The 19,165-nt window shown below is 57.7% G+C and carries 20 protein-coding genes; 9 read left to right on the top strand and 11 right to left on the bottom strand.

The annotated features are described in order from the left end of the window. Positions 1-78: 78 nt before the first annotated feature. The 7 genes from LA5095_RS23070 to LA5095_RS23040 all read right to left on the bottom strand — a co-directional run bounded on the left by LA5095_RS23070 (position 79) and on the right by LA5095_RS23040 (position 8,035). The gene (locus tag LA5095_RS23070; protein ID WP_055119283.1) at positions 79-486 is read right to left on the bottom strand and encodes a F0F1 ATP synthase subunit epsilon; all 408 of its coding nucleotides are present in this window, start codon (positions 484-486) and stop codon (positions 79-81) included. 95 nt (positions 487-581) lie between these two features. Continuing rightward, entirely contained in the window at positions 582-2,006 is a 1,425-nt protein-coding gene (gene atpD, locus LA5095_RS23065; protein ID WP_055119281.1) for a F0F1 ATP synthase subunit beta, read from the bottom strand. Positions 2,007-2,130: 124 nt separating this feature from the next. Then, entirely contained in the window at positions 2,131-3,015 is an 885-nt protein-coding gene (locus LA5095_RS23060; protein ID WP_055119280.1) for a F0F1 ATP synthase subunit gamma, read from the bottom strand. A 33-nt stretch (positions 3,016-3,048) separates the two neighbouring features. Further along, a complete protein-coding gene (atpA, locus tag LA5095_RS23055; protein WP_055119278.1) occupies positions 3,049-4,578 on the bottom strand; it encodes a F0F1 ATP synthase subunit alpha in 1,530 nt (509 codons plus the stop codon). Further along, positions 4,578-5,138 carry a F0F1 ATP synthase subunit delta gene (locus LA5095_RS23050; RefSeq protein WP_055119276.1) on the bottom strand — a complete coding sequence of 187 codons (561 nt, stop codon included), beginning with the start codon at positions 5,136-5,138 and terminating at the stop codon, positions 4,578-4,580. Before LA5095_RS23050 ends, atpA begins: the two co-directional genes overlap by 1 nt. Positions 5,139-5,490: 352 nt before the next feature. Further along, positions 5,491-7,686, bottom strand: coding sequence for a primosomal protein N' (locus LA5095_RS23045; protein WP_055119754.1), 2,196 nt, complete (start codon positions 7,684-7,686; stop codon positions 5,491-5,493). 46 nt (positions 7,687-7,732) lie between these two features. Continuing rightward, positions 7,733-8,035 (bottom strand): hypothetical protein, encoded by a 303-nt coding sequence (locus LA5095_RS23040; RefSeq protein WP_055119274.1) that lies wholly within the window; start codon positions 8,033-8,035, stop codon positions 7,733-7,735. 339 nt (positions 8,036-8,374) lie between these two features. Between LA5095_RS23040 and fsa the strand changes: the two genes are divergently transcribed. The 4 genes from fsa (at position 8,375) to LA5095_RS23020 (ending at position 11,551) form a co-directional block, all read left to right on the top strand. Beyond that, the gene (fsa, locus tag LA5095_RS23035; RefSeq protein WP_055119272.1) at positions 8,375-9,028 is read left to right on the top strand and encodes a fructose-6-phosphate aldolase; all 654 of its coding nucleotides are present in this window, start codon (positions 8,375-8,377) and stop codon (positions 9,026-9,028) included. Positions 9,029-9,216: 188 nt separating this feature from the next. Next, complete coding sequence (locus LA5095_RS23030; protein ID WP_055119269.1) at positions 9,217-9,843, top strand: PEP-CTERM sorting domain-containing protein; 627 nt, start codon at positions 9,217-9,219, stop codon at positions 9,841-9,843. Between the two features lie 125 nt (positions 9,844-9,968). Beyond that, complete coding sequence (locus LA5095_RS23025; RefSeq protein WP_055119268.1) at positions 9,969-10,448, top strand: hypothetical protein; 480 nt, start codon at positions 9,969-9,971, stop codon at positions 10,446-10,448. A 143-nt stretch (positions 10,449-10,591) separates the two neighbouring features. After that, entirely contained in the window at positions 10,592-11,551 is a 960-nt protein-coding gene (locus LA5095_RS23020; RefSeq protein WP_055119266.1) for a tyrosine recombinase XerC, read from the top strand. A gap of 13 nt (positions 11,552-11,564) precedes the next feature. Here LA5095_RS23020 and LA5095_RS23015 read toward each other — a convergent pair whose 3' ends face one another. Then, positions 11,565-12,185 (bottom strand): GNAT family N-acetyltransferase, encoded by a 621-nt coding sequence (locus LA5095_RS23015; protein ID WP_208992835.1) that lies wholly within the window; start codon positions 12,183-12,185, stop codon positions 11,565-11,567. Between the two features lie 33 nt (positions 12,186-12,218). Between LA5095_RS23015 and LA5095_RS23010 the strand changes: the two genes are divergently transcribed. From LA5095_RS23010 to LA5095_RS23000, 3 genes are all read left to right on the top strand, one after another. After that, entirely contained in the window at positions 12,219-12,623 is a 405-nt protein-coding gene (locus LA5095_RS23010) for a hypothetical protein (RefSeq protein ID WP_055119264.1), read from the top strand. Positions 12,624-12,742: 119 nt separating this feature from the next. Continuing rightward, positions 12,743-12,979: a hypothetical protein gene (locus tag LA5095_RS23005; protein ID WP_055119262.1), complete on the top strand. Its 237-nt coding sequence runs from the start codon at positions 12,743-12,745 to the stop codon at positions 12,977-12,979. A 168-nt stretch (positions 12,980-13,147) separates the two neighbouring features. Next, positions 13,148-14,113 carry a metallophosphoesterase gene (locus tag LA5095_RS23000; RefSeq protein WP_055119259.1) on the top strand — a complete coding sequence of 322 codons (966 nt, stop codon included), beginning with the start codon at positions 13,148-13,150 and terminating at the stop codon, positions 14,111-14,113. A gap of 18 nt (positions 14,114-14,131) precedes the next feature. Here the strand turns inward: LA5095_RS23000 and LA5095_RS22995 are convergent, their stop codons facing one another. Beyond that, entirely contained in the window at positions 14,132-14,770 is a 639-nt protein-coding gene (locus LA5095_RS22995; protein WP_055119257.1) for a cation efflux transmembrane domain-containing protein, read from the bottom strand. Positions 14,771-14,855: 85 nt separating this feature from the next. Here LA5095_RS22995 and LA5095_RS32150 point away from each other — a divergent pair, with 85 nt between their 5' ends. Next, positions 14,856-15,275, top strand: a complete 420-nt coding sequence (locus LA5095_RS32150) for a MerR family transcriptional regulator (RefSeq protein WP_082442541.1) — start codon at positions 14,856-14,858, stop codon at positions 15,273-15,275. A 16-nt stretch (positions 15,276-15,291) separates the two neighbouring features. After that, positions 15,292-16,071 (top strand): methyltransferase domain-containing protein, encoded by a 780-nt coding sequence (locus LA5095_RS22985; RefSeq protein WP_055119750.1) that lies wholly within the window; start codon positions 15,292-15,294, stop codon positions 16,069-16,071. Between the two features lie 7 nt (positions 16,072-16,078). Here the strand turns inward: LA5095_RS22985 and LA5095_RS22980 are convergent, their stop codons facing one another. Next, positions 16,079-17,638 (bottom strand): hypothetical protein, encoded by a 1,560-nt coding sequence (locus tag LA5095_RS22980; protein ID WP_144436117.1) that lies wholly within the window; start codon positions 17,636-17,638, stop codon positions 16,079-16,081. Between the two features lie 89 nt (positions 17,639-17,727). After that, positions 17,728-19,131, bottom strand: a complete 1,404-nt coding sequence (gene lpdA / locus LA5095_RS22975; RefSeq protein ID WP_055119252.1) for a dihydrolipoyl dehydrogenase — start codon at positions 19,129-19,131, stop codon at positions 17,728-17,730. Positions 19,132-19,165: the final 34 nt, after the last annotated feature.

The raw sequence follows: 19,165 nt of genomic DNA, 5'->3' as shown, positions 1-19,165 counted from the left end.
TAGGTTTTTGCGTCTCAATCAAAAAACGCGGCCCGTTTCCGGTCCGCGTTCTGGATGATGTGAACTTCAGGGCGCCCGTCAGACCTGTTTCAGGGCCTCGGCAACATCCTTGAGCCTGCGAAGTGTCCGGTCTGCCTTCTGCCTGGTCATGTCGTCCTTGGCGTCTGCAGCGTCTTCCTCCGCGTTCTTGATCGCGAGATCAAGTTGTTCGCGGCTGATCTCCGAGACCGGAACAGCCTGTTCGGCAAGCACCGTCAACCCGTCGGCCGATACATCGGCAAAGCCGCCGCGCACGAAGTATTCCGTCCAGGAATCGCCTTCGTTGCGGACCTTCAGAATGCCCGGCGCTATGCTGGACATGAACAGGCTATGGTCCTTCAGAACGCCAAACTCGCCTTCAGCACCGGGCACAACGACCTCAGCCACCTGTTCGGAGAGGAGCTGGCGCTCCGGCGAGACCAACTCAAACTGGAAAAGTTCAGCCATTTGGCGTCTTCCTTGTCAGTCTACGTTTCAGATGGCCAGGCCATCAAAAATCAGGAATACCGGACGCTCGAGCGGGCGTCCGGTTAAAACTCGGATCAGGCAGCTTCCGCAGCCAGTTTCTGAGCTTTCTCAATTGCTTCTTCCATGGAACCGACCATGTAGAATGCAGCTTCCGGCAGGTGATCATATTCACCATCAACGAGGCCCTTGAAGCCTTTGATCGTGTCTTCCAGAGCAACCAGTTTGCCCGGTGAACCGGTGAACACCTCTGCGACGAAGAACGGCTGAGACAGGAAGCGCTCAATCTTACGGGCACGGGCCACGGTCAGTTTGTCTTCTTCAGACAGTTCATCCATGCCGAGAATGGCGATGATGTCCTGCAGCGCCTTGTAGCGCTGAAGCGTACCCTGAACGGCACGGGCAGTGTCGTAGTGCTCTTCACCGATGATGCGGGCGTCCAGCATGCGGGACGTGGAGTCCAGCGGATCCACAGCCGGATAGATGCCTTTTTCCGCAATCGCGCGGTTCAGAACCGTCGTCGCATCCAAGTGGGCAAAGGTCGAGGCCGGTGCAGGGTCGGTCAAGTCATCGGCCGGAACATACACGGCCTGAACCGACGTGATCGAGCCCTTGTTCGTGGTCGTGATGCGTTCCTGCATCGTACCCATGTCTGTCGCAAGTGTCGGCTGGTAGCCCACAGCAGACGGGATACGGCCGAGAAGCGCGGACACTTCGGAACCGGCCTGGGTGAAGCGGAAGATGTTGTCGACAAAGAACAGAACGTCCTGACCAGCGTCACGGAAGTGCTCCGCAACTGTCAGACCGGTCAACGCAACACGCGCACGCGCTCCGGGAGGCTCGTTCATCTGGCCATATACAAGAGCAGCCTTGGAGCCTTCGCCGCCGCCTTCCTTGTTCACGCCGGATTCGATCATTTCCCAGTAAAGGTCATTGCCCTCACGAGTTCGCTCGCCAACACCAGCAAACACCGAGTAACCGCCGTGAGCCTTGGCGACGTTGTTGATCAATTCCATGATCAGAACGGTCTTGCCAACGCCGGCACCACCGAACAGACCGATCTTGCCGCCCTTTGCGTAAGGGGCGAGAAGGTCGACGACCTTGATGCCCGTCACCAGGATTTCAGCTTCGGTGGACTGTTCGATGAACGATGGCGCTTCCTGGTGGATGCCGCGCTTGTCGGTGTGTGGAATTTCACCGGCTTCGTCAACCGGCTCGCCGATAACGTTCATGATGCGGCCCAGCGTGCCATCGCCAACCGGCACCGCAATCGGTGAGCCGGTGTCGACGACGTCCTGTCCGCGCACCAGACCCTCGGTGGAGTCCATTGCGATGGTGCGTACCGTGTTCTCGCCGAGGTGCTGTGCCACCTCAAGAACCAGGCGTACACCCTGGTTATCCGCTTCCAGAGCGTTCAGGATCAACGGCAGGTGGTCATCGAACTTGACGTCGACAACGGCGCCGATGACCTGGGTGATCCGTCCGACCTGTTTGTCAGCCATGTCCCTAATCCTCGTCTCGATCCCGTTAGATCAACTTGCCCTGTGCGTCTTCGCAACAAGGCGGAAGAGTTGATCGATACTAATTCTAGTCCGGCACTCTGCGCCCTGACGGGCGCAAAACGCTTTAGAGCGCTTCCGCACCCGAGATAATTTCAATCAATTCCGTCGTAATCTGCGCCTGACGCCGACGATTGTAGTTGATCGTCAGTTTGTCGATCATGTCACCGGCATTGCGGGTCGCATTGTCCATCGCGGACATGCGGGCACCCTGTTCGGAAGCAGCATTTTCCAGAAGAGCCCGGAAAATCTGTACGGAAATGTTACGCGGCAGCAGATCCTCAAGGATTTCCGCTTCATCCGGCTCATATTCGTAAACCGGCTGGGCACCGCTACGGTCCTCAGTCTCGTCGGTTTCGAAACTGGCCGGGATCAACTGCTTTGCCGTCGGCTCTTGTGCAATCACCGACCTGAACGTCGAATAGAACAACGTGCAGACGTCGAATTCGCCGTCAGCAAACATGGAGAGAACCTCTTTGCCGATCTCATCGGCATTGACAAACCCCACATTCTTTACGCTGCGCAGATCGATCGTCTTGATCACATGCTGGCCGAGTTCGCGCTTGAGGGCATCGAAACCCTTCTTGCCGACACAGATGATCTTGACCGTCTTGCCGTCCGCGATCAGGCTGCGCGCCTTTTCACGAGCCAGCTTGGCAATGTTCGTGTTGAAACCCCCGCAAAGCCCGCGTTCTGCGGTAGCGACAACCAGGAGATGAACCTGGTCGCTGCCCGTACCGGACATCAGCTTCGGAGCGTCATCGCGACCCTCGAATGCTTCCGCGAGGTTGGTCAGCACCGCGCCCATGCGTTCCGCATAGGGCCGCGCGGCCTCCGCAGCTTCCTGTGCACGACGCAGTTTCGCCGCGGCCACCATTTGCATGGCCTTGGTGATTTTCTGCGTCGCCTTCACGGAAGCGATGCGGTTTCGTAAGTCCTTCAGGCTCGGCATGGCCGCCCCTGCTCCTTATCCCGGCGTGTCGTCTTAAGCGAAGTTCTTGGCGAACGCATCGATGGCAGCTTTCAGCTTGCCAGTCAGTTCGTCGTCGAGAGCTTTCTTGTCCCAGATTGCATCCAGCAGATCCTGATGCTCACCGCGAAGGAACAGAAGCAGGCCTTCTTCGAAGTCCTTCACCCGGTCAACCGCAAAACCATCCAGATAACCATTCACGCCGGCATAGATCACCGCGACCTGTTCCTGCGTTTTCAATGGCGAAAACTGCGGCTGCTTCAAAAGCTCGGTCAAACGTGCGCCACGGTTCAGCAAACGCTGCGTGGTGGCATCGAGGTCGGAACCGAACTGTGCGAAGGCCGCCATTTCACGGTACTGCGCGAGTTCACCCTTAACCGGGCCCGCAACCTGCTTCATCGCCTTGATCTGGGCAGAAGAGCCAACGCGGGAGACCGAAAGACCGACGTTCACCGCCGGGCGGATGCCCTGATAGAAGAGGTCCGTTTCAAGGAAGATCTGACCGTCGGTGATCGAGATCACGTTGGTCGGAATGAACGCGGAAACGTCATTGCCCTGGGTTTCAATGACCGGCAACGCGGTCAATGAACCGCTGCCATGCTCTTCGTTCAGCTTCGCAGCACGTTCCAGCAGGCGGGAGTGAAGGTAGAAAACGTCGCCCGGGAAAGCTTCACGTCCCGGCGGGCGGCGCAGAAGCAGCGACATCTGACGATAGGCCACGGCCTGTTTGGTCAGATCGTCGTATCCGATAACGGCGTGCATGGAATTGTCACGGAAGAACTCGCCCATCGCGCAGCCGGCAAACGGTGCCAGGAACTGCAGCGGAGCCGCGTCGGACGCGGTCGCGGCGATGACAATGGAGTAATCCATGGCACCGTTGTCTTCCAGAACCTTGACGAACTGGGCAACGGTGGACCGCTTCTGACCGACGGCAACGTAGATGCAGTACAGCTTGGCGTCTTCGTCATCGGATGCGTGCAGAGGCTTCTGGTTCAGGAAGGTGTCCAGAATGATTGCGGTCTTGCCGGTCTGACGGTCACCGATGACAAGCTCACGCTGCCCACGTCCGATCGGGATCAGGGCGTCAATGGCCTTCAGGCCAGTCGACATCGGCTCATGCACGGATTTCCGCGGCAGGATGCCTGGTGCCTTGACGTCGACGCGGCGCTTTTCAGTGGCTTCGATCGGGCCCTTGCCGTCAATCGGGTTGCCGAGCGGGTCAACAACGCGGCCGAGGAGGCCCTTGCCGACCGGAACTTCCACGATGGCGCCGGTCCGCTTGACGGTGTCGCCTTCCTTGATGTCGCGGTCAGACCCGAAGATAACGATACCGACGTTGTCTGATTCCAGGTTAAGGGCCATGCCCTTGATACCACCTGGAAACTCGACCATTTCACCAGCCTGAACCTTGTCCAGACCATAAACACGGGCGATACCGTCACCGACGGAGAGCACCTGACCAACTTCAGAAACTTCGGCTTCCTGGCCAAAGCTCTTGATCTGGTCCTTGAGGATTGCGGAGATTTCCGCGGCCCGAATATCCATCAGCCGACCTCTTTCATCGCGAACTTGAGTGAATTGAGCTTGGTACGCAACGACGTGTCGATCATGCGGGAACCGACCTTGACCACGAGGCCACCGATCAGTGCAGGATCGACTTTCGCTGCGATGTTTACGGTTTTGCCCGTCGAAGCAGACAATGCTTCCTTCAGGGCTGCGACATGCTCGTCTGAAAGGACAGTTGCAGAAGTGACTTCTGCAGTTTCCTCACCACGCTTGTCTGCGAGCAGGGCGTGGAACGACTTGATCATGTCGGGGAGAACGAAGAGGCGCCGGTTACGGGCGGCCAGCTTCACGAAATTTGCGGCGAGACCAGAGATGCCTGCCTTGTCAAGAAGTGCGGTGAGCGCTGTAAGCTGCTCTTCTGCACTGAATGCCGGGCTCTTCACAAGACGGTCGAGATCTTCGCTTTCGGCAAGCATGCCTTGGAAAGCAGTGAGATCCCGTTCCACGTCAGCGGTAGTGCCGTCACCCTCCGCGAGGTCGAGAAGGGCGGACGCATAACGCTGTGCCACGCCGGATACGAGAGATACGTTGTCAGTCACCAGGTCCGTGCTCTCTGACGTTTTTCAAGCCCGCAAAACGGCAAGCGCTCGCAAGGCATTGAAAATAATGAATGATTTCGAGGTCAGAAGGTATGACGGTTAAACCGTTCCCCCAAAGCCGCGCCTCAATTAGCACAGGGTTTCCCAGTGTGCAACTTCGCCAAAAGACTGTTCTGAAGGAATCTTGGGTGTTTTTTGCTGCATGGCGATAAAAAGTCCTTCCAGGCGAGGCCGCTCAGCCTTCCGAAATAAACCCGGGCGAGTGTCCGGCCGCGCCTGTTCGCGAGGCCGAAGCACGTTGCAATCGCAAGAGAATTCCGGTTTCGGCAACGGTCCGACGAACTGTGCACTGTCACATGAAATGCTGAGGATCGATATCGATCTGGACGCGCAGACCTTTTGTTGGTTTCGGACCCTGATTCAACCAGCGCCGCAGGTAGGACTGGAGATCGAACTGGCGCGGCGCCATGGTCAGCAGCCGATAACGGTGCCTGCCGCGGACCATCGCAAGAGCGGCTTCTGCCGGGCCCAGCAGGGTGACCGCTTCATCGGGAGGCGCCGCCCGGGCCAGCGCACGGGCATAACCTTCGGCAAAAATCTTGTCCGGTCCCGACACGACAACGGCCGCCAATCGGCCGAATGGAGGCAGGCCCGCAACCCGTCTTGCCTCGATCTCGGCCTGGTAAAAGGCATGCTTGTCGCCCGATAGCAGCCCCTTGATGACAGGATGATCCGCATTATAGGTCTGTAGCAGTCCCCGGCCGCCTCCGGTCACCCTCCCCGCGCGGCCTGTGACCTGAGCAAGAAGCTGAAAGGTTTTTTCGGCAGCGCGCGGATCACCGTGCGCCAGACCCAGATCGGCGTCGATGACCCCGACCAGTTTCATCTTGGGGAAATTGTGACCTTTCGCGACCAGTTGTGTCCCGATGATGATATCGGCACCGCCTTCCTCGACAATCTTCATCTCCCGCTTCAAACGTTCCGGTCCTCCCGGCAGATCGGAAGACAGTACAAGGGTGCGCGCCTGCGGGAAGAGATCGGAGACTTCTTCGGCAACGCGCTCGACACCCGGTCCGCAGGCAACAAGGCTGTTGGCGCTCTGGCACGAGGGACAATTGTCCGGAACCGGTTCAAAATGACCGCAATGGTGACAGACAAGTCTTTTCTGAAAACGGTGTTCAACCAGCCAGGCACTGCAATGGGCGCACTGAAACCTGTGGCCACAGGTGCGACATAAGGTCAGAGGGGCGTATCCACGCCGATTCAGGAACAGGAGAGACTGGTCACCTGCGGCAAATGTATCCTTGATGGCATGGACAAGCCGTGGCGCAAGCCATCTGCCCCGCTCCGGCCCATCCAGGCGCATGTCGATCGCCTGCAGATCCGGCAGAGCCGCGCCCGATGCCCGTTCAGGCAGTTCATAAAGAGTGTATCTTCCGATTTCCGCATTCACGTGACTTTCCACGGATGGCGTTGCGGAAGCGAGCACGACCGGGAATCCTGAAATGTGCCCGCGCACAACGGCCATATCCCGCGCGCTGTAGGGAACACGGTCGTCTTGCTTGAAGGCGGCGTCATGTTCCTCGTCGACAATGATCAGGCCCAGTTCCCTGAAAGGCAGGAACAGGGAAGACCTGGCGCCAATCACCACGCGCACGTCACCCGACGCCACGCCGCGCCAGACACGCGCCCGGTTCTTCGGAGTGATCTCCGAATGCCATTCAGCCGGATAAACACCGAATCGCTGCTCATAGCGGCGCAGGAACTGCTCCGTGAGAGCGATTTCCGGCAGAAGGACCAGAGCCTGTTTCTCCCGCCGCAAGGCCTCCGCGATCGCCTCGAAGTAAACCTCCGTCTTTCCCGACCCCGTGACACCGTCGATGAGCGTCACGCCGGTTCCCTTTTCGAAAGTGCTGACGAGGCCCGCAGCAACCGCTTCCTGGGCGTCCGTCAGTTTCTTGCGGGCATAGTCGAGCTGTGGTTTCGGCGGTGGCGGCGCCGCCGGCATGGAAACAACTTCGAGGACGTTCTGCTGAATCAATCCGTCGATCACCGACGGCGACACGCCGGCGGCATGTGCCAGACCGCTCCTGGTCCAGGCAAATCCGTCTTCCATGGTTTCCAGTACGCGGCGGCGGGCAGACGTCTGCCGCTCCGGTTCAGCGCCCTCGACCCGGCGCACACCGGGGACGGGTGGCTCAGGTTCCAATGCTTCTTCCGAACGCAGGACCATGCGCAGCACCATTCCAGGTGCTCCCAGCGTCCAGTTCGCCACCCAGTCGACAAAGCGGCGCAGATCTTCATCCAGCGGCGGGGTCTGGTCGTAGACCCGGGTGATGGATTTCAGTTTTTTCGGATTGATCGCTGCATCCGGTTCAATGTCCCAGACCGCACCGACTACTTCCCGCGGACCGAGCGGCACCCTGACGATTGTTCCGGGAACGACCGACTGCCCGGGAGGGACTTTATAGGTATAGGCCTTCGGCACCGCGACCGGCACCAGGACACTGGCGATGGTTTCCTGAAAATCTTGATCGTCAAACAGCACGGTGTTTTTTTGTTCCAATGTTGCGAGACATTAAGGCCGAGGCGCTTCAGGATTTGTCAGCCAGCTTTTGACCAAATTTTTCCCGGAACAGGCGACTCAGCGTTTTTGATTTTTTTTCGTTACTTACATACGGAGCACCCAGCAACTCTCCAACCGTCATTTTCGCGTCTTCATACGTAAAGCCAAAAATGACTTCCAGTGCGCGGCACGCTCTATCGTCTTCAAAGCCAAGAAACTTCATTCCGTAGACAAATCTGTCTGGACTCGAGCAAAATATTTTTAAGAGCCTCAGACCCGCTCGCTCGAAAAAAGTAAAATAACTTTTCGTGGTTGTGGAACTTTCGTGCATTAAGTTTTGCTCCGTAAATCGACAAGGTCGGCTCAATTCAAGATTTGGTTCTTACCCGTATCTCCGGTCGAAAAAGTGTCAATCGAAGTATAAGAGCAATTTTCGCAACCCGTTCAGCAACAGCTTAAACGCAACAACAACAACGCATTTTCAGTCTTTTCACCTCGCAGAGCATTTCTGAGGTACGTACCGCAGAAAAATCGTCCACCGGAGAATCAGGGGTTCTTCTTGTCATCATCCTAGGGTAAAGAGGGCGCGACCAACCACGCAACCGTTTTGCACAAGACGGGACGAGCGTATCCGGCGGCCGAACGGGCGCCTCACCGGGAGACAACACGTATGAAATTCTTTGTCGACACAGCAGACACCGCCGAGATCAAGGAACTGGAATCCACCGGGCTCCTCGACGGCGTGACCACCAATCCATCTCTCATCGCCAAGTCGGGCCGCGACTTCAAGGAAGTAATCGCCGAAATCTGCGCGATCACACAGGGCGACGTCTCCGCCGAGGTAGCTGCGACCGACTTTGACGGCATGATCAAGGAAGCCCATGTCCTGCGTGCCATCGCCGATAACGTCGTCATCAAGCTGCCGCTGACATTCGATGGCCTGAAAGCGTGCAAGCAACTGACGGAAGAAGGCACCAAGACCAACGTCACCTTGTGTTTTTCGGCGAACCAGGCGCTGCTCGCCGCAAAAGCCGGCGCGACCTACATCTCTCCGTTCATCGGCCGCCTGGACGACCTCAATATCGACGGCCTTGAGCTGATTCGGGAAATTCGCGTGATTTACGACAATTACGGGTTCGGTACGGAAATCCTGGCCGCATCGATCCGCACCGCAAACCATGTCAAGGATTGCGCACTCATCGGCGCGGACGTCGCAACGGTCCCGCCCGCAACGCTGAAGGGCCTCGTCAAACACCCGTTGACGGACAAGGGCCTCGACGCATTTCTGGCCGATTGGGCCAAGACCGGCCAGAGCGTTCTCTGACGGCTCATTTACAAATCAAAGATTTTGGACGGCCCGGTTTCCGGGTCGTTTTTTTTGTGGCGCCGCATACCACAGTTGCAAATAAGGTTGTGTCAACGTTAACAATACGCTAACTAGTGATGGTGTGCTTCAAACGAGCCCGATAAAAAACTTACGAATTTCGTATCTACAATTTTTGGGGGACGACAATGAAAAAATTGCTTGGAACTGCAACGGTACTGGCTGCCATTCTGGCAACAAGCAGCGTATCAGCGGCTACTTTGTTTTATGACAGCTTCAACAGGACAAACAGCAACAATCCCGGCAACGGCTGGACTCAGCTTGAAGACGACAACAACGACGTTGGAATTTTCGACAACGCCCTGAGACTAAGAGACTTTCTGCCTGGAAATCCGGATGCAGCGGCTGCCAGCAAGACCATCGACGCGACAGGCTATACCAATATTCAAGTCGAGTTTCGCTGGAAGGGATTCAGCAGTGTTGAAAGAAGTGACGACTTTTACCTTTCCTGGGCTGAAAGCCCGGCACCGGCGATGAGCAACGAAGGCGCGTGGAACGAGGTATTTAACGGGAACACAGGCGGCGGGACCTGGCTCACCAATCTGATCTCGATCAGCCCTGGCGCCGACAATTCCATTTTCAACCTGATGTTCTGGTCGGATGTTGGTACCAGCAGCGAAGGCTACAAGGTCGACTGGGTCCGGGTCACCGGTGATGCGATTACACCTGTACCGCTTCCCGCTGCATTGCCGCTGCTCGCTGGTGGCATCGGCCTGCTTGGCTTTGCCGGATGGCGTCGACGCAAGACAGGCTAACCGCAGTTAGTGACGACGAATTCAAAGCGGCTTTCGAGCCGCTTTTTTTTGTTTTCTGGGCCAATTCGGAGTTTATCCGATAAGATTGCCGTCGTGCGAAAACTGCCCGGACAGGAAATATTCCCATGAAGATGTTCATTGCTACCAGCCTGGTCCTGCTGGCCCTCCCGGCGTCAGCAGGAGAACTGATCGGAGGTACGAATACCTATATCTCCGAAGCCCGGACCTGGAAGACCGGCGAGTATGCCGGCTATTACGTTTACGACAGCAAGGGTACGACAGTCTGGGAGAAAGGACCGCTTCCGGATGGTGCCGTCGAATGCCATGGTGCCGGCTTCTGGACGTCCAAGGAGATTCTGGGAGACGGCATCTGCATCTTTGGCACGTCTCCTGATCGGTGGACAGTAGCCCATGAGTTGACACCCGGCAGCAATCTGTGGAACGCGCAGGACAAGAACCCCTTTCACAGGCAGGGTGTCTGGCACGTGGTCCATGGTACCGGCCGCTATGTCGGCATGACGGGTAAAGGGACATATGTCAGCAACGAACTCTCCGACGGCCGCAAGACCACATGGTTCGAGGGCGACGTCGAGTTTGCAAATTAAAGCCGCCCTCGACAGATGTCATTGTGGATTGCGAGCTATGCTGCCGGAACGCAGCGCGGGACGACATTCGGCCTGAAATCCGATCCAGACTCTCTGTCAGCCCCATTAACCAATCGGAACCGGCTATCGCGTTAGTGTTCCTCATGAGCAAGACCGCCCCCGATACGTCAGACCTTCTTGTGACCGCGAAACCGGACCTCAATCACCGGGTCGGACTTTGGCTCGATCACCTGTCCGACGAGCGGCGGCTGTCCGACCAGACGCTGGTTGCCTATGAACGGGATCTGCGGCAGTTTCTTCGCTTTTTGACCGGGCATCTCGGCGCGGCACCGTCGCTGAAGGATCTTGCCGAGCTGCGTCCATCGGATTTTCGCGGCTTTCTGGCGTCCCGGCGCAGGACCGGGGCCCAGAGCCGGTCGCTTGCACGCGGGCTTGCCGGAATTCGTTCCTTCCTGAAATTCCTGGAACGGCGCGGAGAAGTGAATGCTGCGGCGTCCGCCGCTGTCCGGCCGCCACGCCAGGCGAAATCGTTGCCCAAACCCGTTTCCTCGCGCGACGCGATCGATGTGACAAGCGGTGATTTCGCGCTGGAAAGTGCGGCCTGGATCGAAGCACGCAACGCGGCGGTCCTGACCCTTCTTTACGGCTGCGGCCTTCGAATTTCCGAAGCCCTGTCGCTGACCGGTGGTATGGCACCGGGACCAGGCACGAAGACCCTGCGCATCGTCGGCAAGGGCCGCAAGGAGCGCATCGTTCCGATCCTGCCGGCGGTCTGCGAGGCCATCGCCCAGTATCAAAAGCTCTGCCCCTACGCCATCAGTCCGGAAGGTCCATTGTTCCTGGGTGCACGCGGAGGAGCCCTCAATCCGCGCATGATCCAGCTCGCCATGGAAAAACTGCGTGGCGCGCTCGGTCTGCCGGACAGCGCGACGCCTCATGCCCTGCGTCATTCCTTTGCCACGCATCTCCTGGCAGGCGGCGGCGACCTCAGGACGATCCAGGAATTGCTCGGCCACGCGAGCCTGTCCTCGACGCAGATCTATACCGAGGTCGACAGCACACATCTGCTGGCCGCCTATGACAAGGCCCATCCGAGGCGATGAACACCCTCCGATTTCAGTCTGGGCGCGGCAACTCATAGACAGTGCGGGTTTCGCCGTCAGGAAAGATCTCGCGAGCGATCTCCGTGCCATCCAGTTTCTGGACCAGTCGCTTTGCAGCGATATTGTCATCACTCATGTGCGTTTCAGCACGTGGCCAGCCATAGTGATCATAGGCGTGGCGAATGGCGATGCGCGAAGCTTCGACGGCAATGCCGCGGCCACGGGCCTCCGGCATCAGCCACCATGTCAATTCACGCCTCGGCCAACCCTCCGGCCAGACGAAGCCGCAGCCACCCACAGGCTCCCCGCTTTCACCGGGCACAATCATCCACATGCCGTAGCCACGCAATTGCCAGTGTCCGAGATGAGAGGCCAGAACCCGCCACGCCTGATCAGGCCGTAGCGGACCGCCGTAATATCGTGACGCCTCCCGGTTGGAAAAAAACGACTTGTAAACTTCAAAGTCGCTATCCTCTGGTGGGCGCAGCACAAGCTGCTCCGTGGTAAGTGAGTGCATGACCGGGTTATGTCCGAATGATTGCGAATCGCCGAAGATGACCAGTATATCGTCGGCGGGTTCGCAGGGCACCTGCATCCAGTCATGGCGCTGAACTGGAAGACGCGCCGCAGACATGCACCGCTAGCGAACCTTCTCTGGAGAGCGTCAATGCGTATGTTGATCCTGGTCGCCGGAATGTTCCTGCTTCTCGTTGCACCGTCCCAGGCGCAGCGGGTTTACTGTCCGCTTCCCGAAGACGGGACATGGGTCTATTCGGACGCCAAGCCCAAGGAGATCAGCCGGATCGAAGTGGAAAGCAAGTGCGAGAACGAACAGGTTTTCGTTCGTGTCAGGGCATTCACATCCTGTATCCCGCGTGACTGCAAGTGGGGCTGGACCAAGGCAGACCTTCGTTCCGATGGCGCGATAGACGTTCTTCTGATCGGTTTTCTGAGCAGCAAGCAGATTACGCTGAAGGCGTTCGGGGACATGCTCGACGCACATGTCGTCAACGTCGTCAATGACTTATCTGAGCCCCGGACGGAAAAGACATACAATCTTAACAGAAAGTAAACCGGCCGATCTTAACCTTGGTATCAATCTCTACCCGGTTTTTCCTTGTCCGATTTCATTTTTGCTTTACCCTACATGTTACTGCGCTTGTCCCGCGCAGCAACAGACGGAGGCTCATCATGCGTCTGATCAACACAGCCATAGCAGGTTTCGCCCTGACAGCATTCGCCATTGCTCCGGCAAGCGCGTGTTCCTGGGGAAAGACAGCCAAGGCCGACGAGAACATGTCTGTCGCGGACACGACTTTCGTTCCGGAAGTCAATGTCGATGTCGCCATCGCGACCAACGATCTCAGCGATGAGATCACGCAGGAAGAGATCATCCTGCCGGTTCCTGCAGAGGAACCAACTGAGTAATCCAAGTTTCTTTTGCTCCAATCAGTCTCCCGCTGCTTCGGCAGCGGTTTTTTTTTGCGCAAGGCCAACCTGCACAAAATCTGCTGAAAGTCTCCTTCATTGCGCCTCTTCCGGACTGGATAGTGCTGAAAAGCCAACCGCAATTACGATGGCAAACCAAGGGGCTTCATGATTTCCAGGCGAAATTTCCTGCAAGGCTTGGGCATCGCTGCCCTCAGCACCATGTCGACCGCCGCCTACGCGGTCGGCATCGAACCTTTCCGTCTACGGGTGCAACACCACTATCTGACGCCCCCGAATTGGCCCAAAGACCTGCACCTCACGGCCGCGCTCATCGCAGACCCGCATATCTGCGACCCCTGGATGAGCCTCGACCGGGTCCGTTTTATTGTCGAGAGAACCAATGAGTTGGAACCGGACATCATCCTGATGCTGGGGGACTACGTTGCTGATCACAAAATGCAGTACGGTCCGATTCCACCACAGGCCTGGGCGGACCAATTCGGAAACCTTTCCGCACCGCTCGGCACGCACGCGATCCTGGGAAACCACGACTGGTGGGATGACAAGGAGGCGCAATTGTCCGGCAGCGGCCCGACGAAATACGGCCAGGCCCTGCTCAACGCGGGTATTCCTCTTTATCAAAACCGAGCGGCCCGCATTGAAAAGGACGGCCATCCATTCTGGGTGGCAGGCCTGGAAGACCAGATGGCACTCGGTCCGAACCTGAAGCTGAAGCGGAAGACAATGCAGGGGCTCGACGACTTGTCCGGCACCCTTGCGCAAATTACCGATGATGCACCCGTCCTTCTGATGGCACATGAACCCGACATATTCGACGATGTTCCTTCCCGCGTCAGCCTGACCGTGAGCGGGCACACCCATGGCGGCCAGATCAACTGTTTCGGCTACCGGCCAGGATATCCGGCCAGACACGGCAAAAAGTACCCTTATGGACATTATGTCGAGTACTCGGGTTCGAAACTTGTCCGGCACCTCGGTCTGTCGGCCGAGCCCCGGCACCTGGTTGTGTCCGGCGGTCTCGGCTGTTCTCTGCTGCCCGTCAGGATCGGCGTTCCGCCCGAGGTAACCCTCGTGCATCTCGGCAATACTGAACCCGGGGCATCTGCCTGATGCTTCGGGTCTGTCTGCTCAGGAGCGTTCCGTGGATATCAGGGTGTCGTGCCTGAATTCCCGAATTCCCTGGCTCAGGATCTGAACCGCAGAGCTTACGAACAGCGCCGCCATCAAGCCGGCAACCACGAGGTCCGGCCAGGCAGTCGCCGTGCCCCAGACACCCATCGCAGCGATCATGACCGCAACATTGCCGATCGCGTCATTGCGCGAACAGAGCCAGACCGACCGGACATTGGCATCACCATCCTTGTAACGCACCAGCAGCATCACACTGGCAAGATTGACCGCCAGAGCGAGAAACCCGACAGATCCCATAACGGCGGCCTGAGGCACGCCAAGAACAAAAACCTGGTGAAGCGTTGTTCCTGCAACCCACAAACCCATCAGCAGCAGGCTGACACCCTTTGCAAGCGCCGCCACAGCGCGGGTCTTCAAAGACGCGCCGATCACGGCCATCGAAATTCCGTAGGTCACGGCATCGCCGAAGAAATCGAGAGCATCCGCCTGCAGCGCCTTTGATCCTGCCGCCTGACCCGCCCCCATTTCAACGATGAACATGGCCGCGTTCAAACCGATCACGAGCCAAAGACGCCGGCGGTAGTCTTTCGACATACCGTCAAACGTTCCGTGAGAGTGTCCGCAGCAGGCGCCCATTTCTTTCTCCGTAAAGTGTCTTGATTTCTTCCTTGCAGAGTCTTCTAATCCCTATAGCGACTAGAGCTTCAAGAGGTTTTTTTTGATGCATTTTTCAATCGGCGAACTGTCAAAGCAGACCGGTGTGAAAGTACCGACCATCCGGTATTATGAAAAAGAGGGCCTGATTGACCCGCCTGTGCGCACCGAAGGCAATCAGAGGCGGTACCGGGAAACCGACCGTGAGCGTCTCCGTTTCATCAGGCACAGCCGGGATCTCGGTCTTCCCATGCCGGCGATCCGCGACCTGATCGAACTCAGCCAGCACCCCGACAAGCCCTGTCACGAAGCGGACCGGATTGCGTCCGACCAGCTCAAGTCGATACGCGAGCGTATTGTTCATCTGAAAAAACTGGAGGCGGAACTCGCCCGGATAGCAACGAGTTGCCGAGGCGATCATACGGTGACCCAGTGCAATGTGCTCAAGGCGTTCGGCGATCACAGCCAGTGCCTGGACAATCACTGAAACGGAAGACGATCAGATGCTCCAATTCGACGAACGGACAACGAAGCTTCTGGAGGAGGCCTATCTGGGGGCGGATTTTTCCAGACGCAGGCGTGCCTCATTCGATGCCTTGCGACCAAGACCAGGTGATATCATTGCCGATATCGGCTGCGGCAACGGACTGCTGACGCTCGAACTTTCCCGCACCATCGGAGACGCAGGAAAAGTTCTCGGCATCGACCCGAGTGAAGACATGCGTGACGCTGCCGTCAAGCGCTGTGCACAGTGTTCAAACGTGAAGATCCTGCGCGGCACCGCCACAGAACTGCCGCTTGAGCGAAATTCCGCAGACAAGGCGGTTTCGTTGCAGGTGTTCGAATATCTGGACGATCTTGCCGGCGCCATAGCCGAGGTTAAGCGCATTCTGAAGCCCGGCGGCCGGTTGGTTGTCGGTGACATGCACTGGGACACCACGGCCTGGTTCAGCGACAAGCCGGAGCGCATGAAACTGATGCTCGACACCTGGGACAAACATCTCGTGGAACGTTGCGTCCCCGCCGTGTTGCCGCCCATCTTGCGTGATGCCGGTTTCCGGGTCGACAACGTGACCGCAATCCCGTTCAACAGCACCGAATTGCATCCCGACGGTCTGCCGAACATGATGATCCATCTCATGAAACCATATGTTGTCAGCAAGGGTGCGGTGTCGGAGGACGACGCGAATGACTGGGCCGAGGAACAGGTTCAGCTCTCCAATTCAGGACGCTTCTTTTTCTCGATAACCCACTTTGTCATAACGGCTTCGAAGCCGGGTTGAGGTCTCCTCAATTTGCCGGAACCGTAAACTCGCGATCAGACGCGTAGTCAGTCACCATGATCCGGTCATCATCCCGCTGAAGGCGAAGCATGGTCCATCGTTCCGCCGGAAGGCGGCAGGAATGCCGACCCATGACACAGGAAAGCTGGGGCAATCGCCGGTAGTCGACATCCTCGGCGAGCGCTTTGGCAATTGCGGTGTGTCCCTTGAGATAGGCAAACAGCGTATAGGGGCTCAGATACCAGACTTCACCAGCTCTCAATTCGTTCAATTCCTCTGCGCGCGCCAGCGGGAACTCCCGACCCCATGTCCATGAAACAGCATCGCGGGTCTGATGATCGAGATAGTGATGCGCCATGGTCTCGTCGATGAAGACCCGGTTGTCTGCATCAATATCGTTCCAGTAGTCCCGGGTTGCTGCAACCCGGCCCGACGCACGTTCGGAGAGGACATAAAAAACCAGGAAATTTGCCGTGAGGACGAGGAACACCAGCGTGTAAAGCACGTAAGCGGTTCTCAGGAACCGTTTCCTCGTGACTGCGTCGAGCGCCACCAGAAAAACCATGCTCGCAGCGAGATTGCGTACCAGAACCTTGTCGTGAAGAAATGCAGCAAGTCCCTGACCGGCGGACAATAGCAGGCAGACAAGCGCGGCAGGGCGCGACCATCTTGTCAGCGCAGCTCCGACAACGGCAAATATCGCCGCCCTGCCAAGCGCCTCATCATTGATCCCGTGTCCGGTCGACCTTGCTGCATGGAAGACGATCTGGTCGACGAACTCGCGATACTGAAAGTCGATGCTGAGCGAAAAGATCACCAGTCCCAGAGCAAGCGCGACGGCATTTTCGAAGAACAATGCAACGATCTTTGCTTCCCGGAACACGAACCTCCAGATGTCGTGAACAACAATAGCGCCGAGGCCCCAGGCGAAGAGAGCTGGTGAGGCCAGTGGTGCAAAGACCAAGGCCAGCTTCGCAAGTGTCCTGAGACAGGATACCTGCAAATCCGCCCTTCCGGGGTCCTTCAGTCTTGCAGCCCAGAACAACAGGGAAAGGCCCAACATCCAGAAGACACAGGCAGTGACCTCAAGCCGGAACCCGGTCACGACATAGGTCGGGACGAGTAACAGCGGCGCGACCAGCGCGGCTTTCGGCAATCTGATGGCCAGGCACAGGGCCGTGAAAGCAAGCGTCGTCAGCAGGAAGCAAAGATACTCGTAAGCAACGACGCTTTGTCTGCTGACACCGAACTGATCCAGGAACAAGCCGGAAAGGATCAGATGGAAGCGGGTATAAAGATGATAGTTTTCAAGTCCGGGAAACTGAACTGCAAGCAGTGGATTGCCGTGATTTCCTGTCGTGGCATATTCCGCAGCCCAGGGTATGAAAAAGAGATCATCCACATGCGCAATCGTGTGATCCGGCCAGAAAAAGACAGGTGCCGCCAGGCCGGCAAACAGCAGCCAGAGGCAGGCATGCAGTATCGTGAAGCTGCTGGCGTCGTCATTTCGCACGATAGCCCCCCGGCTTTGCGATCCCTTGTCCGCGAGGCCTATCCGCACCGGCATCGCAACTCCAGCCAATACAAGCAACGGGCGCCGCAGCCAATGATGCCTGCAGCGCCCGAATTCCGTCAATTCTCAGCGCGTTTGCCCACTCAGGAGTGAATTGGCTTTGCAAAAGTGGCAAGCGCGGCTTCCTTGACCGCTTCGGACATGGTCGGGTGCGCGTGACACGTTCTCCCCAGATCTTCCGAAGAGCCACCGAATTCCATTAGAACCGCTGCTTCATGGATCATCTCGCCTGCGCCGAAGCCGACGATGTGAACACCGAGGACCCTGTCTGTCGCGGCATCTGCCAGTACCTTCACAAAACCGTCGGTGTGATTCATGGCACGAGCTCGGCCGTTGGCGGAGAAGTTGAATTTACCGGACTTGTACTCGACGCCGCCCGCCTTCAGTTCCTCTTCGGTCTTGCCGACAGAGGCCACCTCCGGCTGGGTGTAAACGACCCCGGGAATGACATCGTAGTTCACGTGTCCGGCCTGACCTGCGAGAATTTCGGCAATCGCGACGCCTTCGTCTTCTGCCTTGTGCGCCAGCATCGGTCCGGCAACCACGTCGCCAATTGCATAGATGCCGTCGACATTCGTCTTGTAGTGCGCATCAATCTGTACACGGCCGCGATCATCAAGAGCGACACCTGCCGTCTCAAGTCCGAGGCCTTCCGTATAGGGACGGCGGCCGATGGCGACCAGGACAATGTCGGCCTCGATTTCCTGAGCGTCTCCACCCTTGGCGGGCTCGACGCTGACAGAAAGGCCCTTGCCCTTTTTCGTGACGCCGGTGACCTTCGACGACAACTTGAATGTCATGCCCTGCTTTTTCAGCATCCGCTGGAAGTTCTTGGAAACATCCCCGTCCATCGGACCAAGGATCTTGTCCATGAATTCGACCACGGTGACCTCTGATCCGAGCCGGTTCCAAACGGACCCCAGTTCGAGGCCGATGACGCCACCACCCACGACAACCAGCTTGCCCGGAACCTTTTCAAGTTCCAGAGCGCCGGTAGACGACACAATCTGCTTTTCGTCAATCTCGACACCGGGCAGCGGCATGACATCGGAGCCGGTCGCGATCACGATGTTCCTTGCTTCCAAGACGGACGCACTGCCGTCGTCGGCGGTGACCTCCACCTTGCCGGCCCCGAGGACCTTGCCGGTACCGGTGTGAACGTCGATCTTGTTCTTCTTCATCAGGAAGGCGACACCGTTGACGTTGGCATCCACGGTGTCGGTCTTGTGCTCCATCATGCCGGGAAGATCGACCTTCGGTTTCGAGACCTTGATGCCGAGCTTCTCAAAACCATGGCCTGCTTCCTCGAACATCTCCGACGCATATAGGAGCGCCTTGGAGGGAATGCAGCCGATATTGAGGCAGGTGCCGCCAAGGGTTGCGCGTTTTTCGACAACGGCGGTTTTCAGACCAAGCTGAGCCGCCTTGATCGCACATACATAGCCGCCCGGGCCGGTTCCGATGACGACAAGATCATATTGGGACATTTTGGTCGCCTTTGCCTCTTTCAGTTTCAGATCC

The organism is Roseibium album (genome assembly GCF_001404515.1).
Lineage (GTDB): Bacteria > Pseudomonadota > Alphaproteobacteria > Rhizobiales > Stappiaceae > Roseibium > Roseibium album.
Note: the sequence above shows the minus strand (reverse complement) of the source record. Positions and strands in the feature narration are given on the sequence as shown.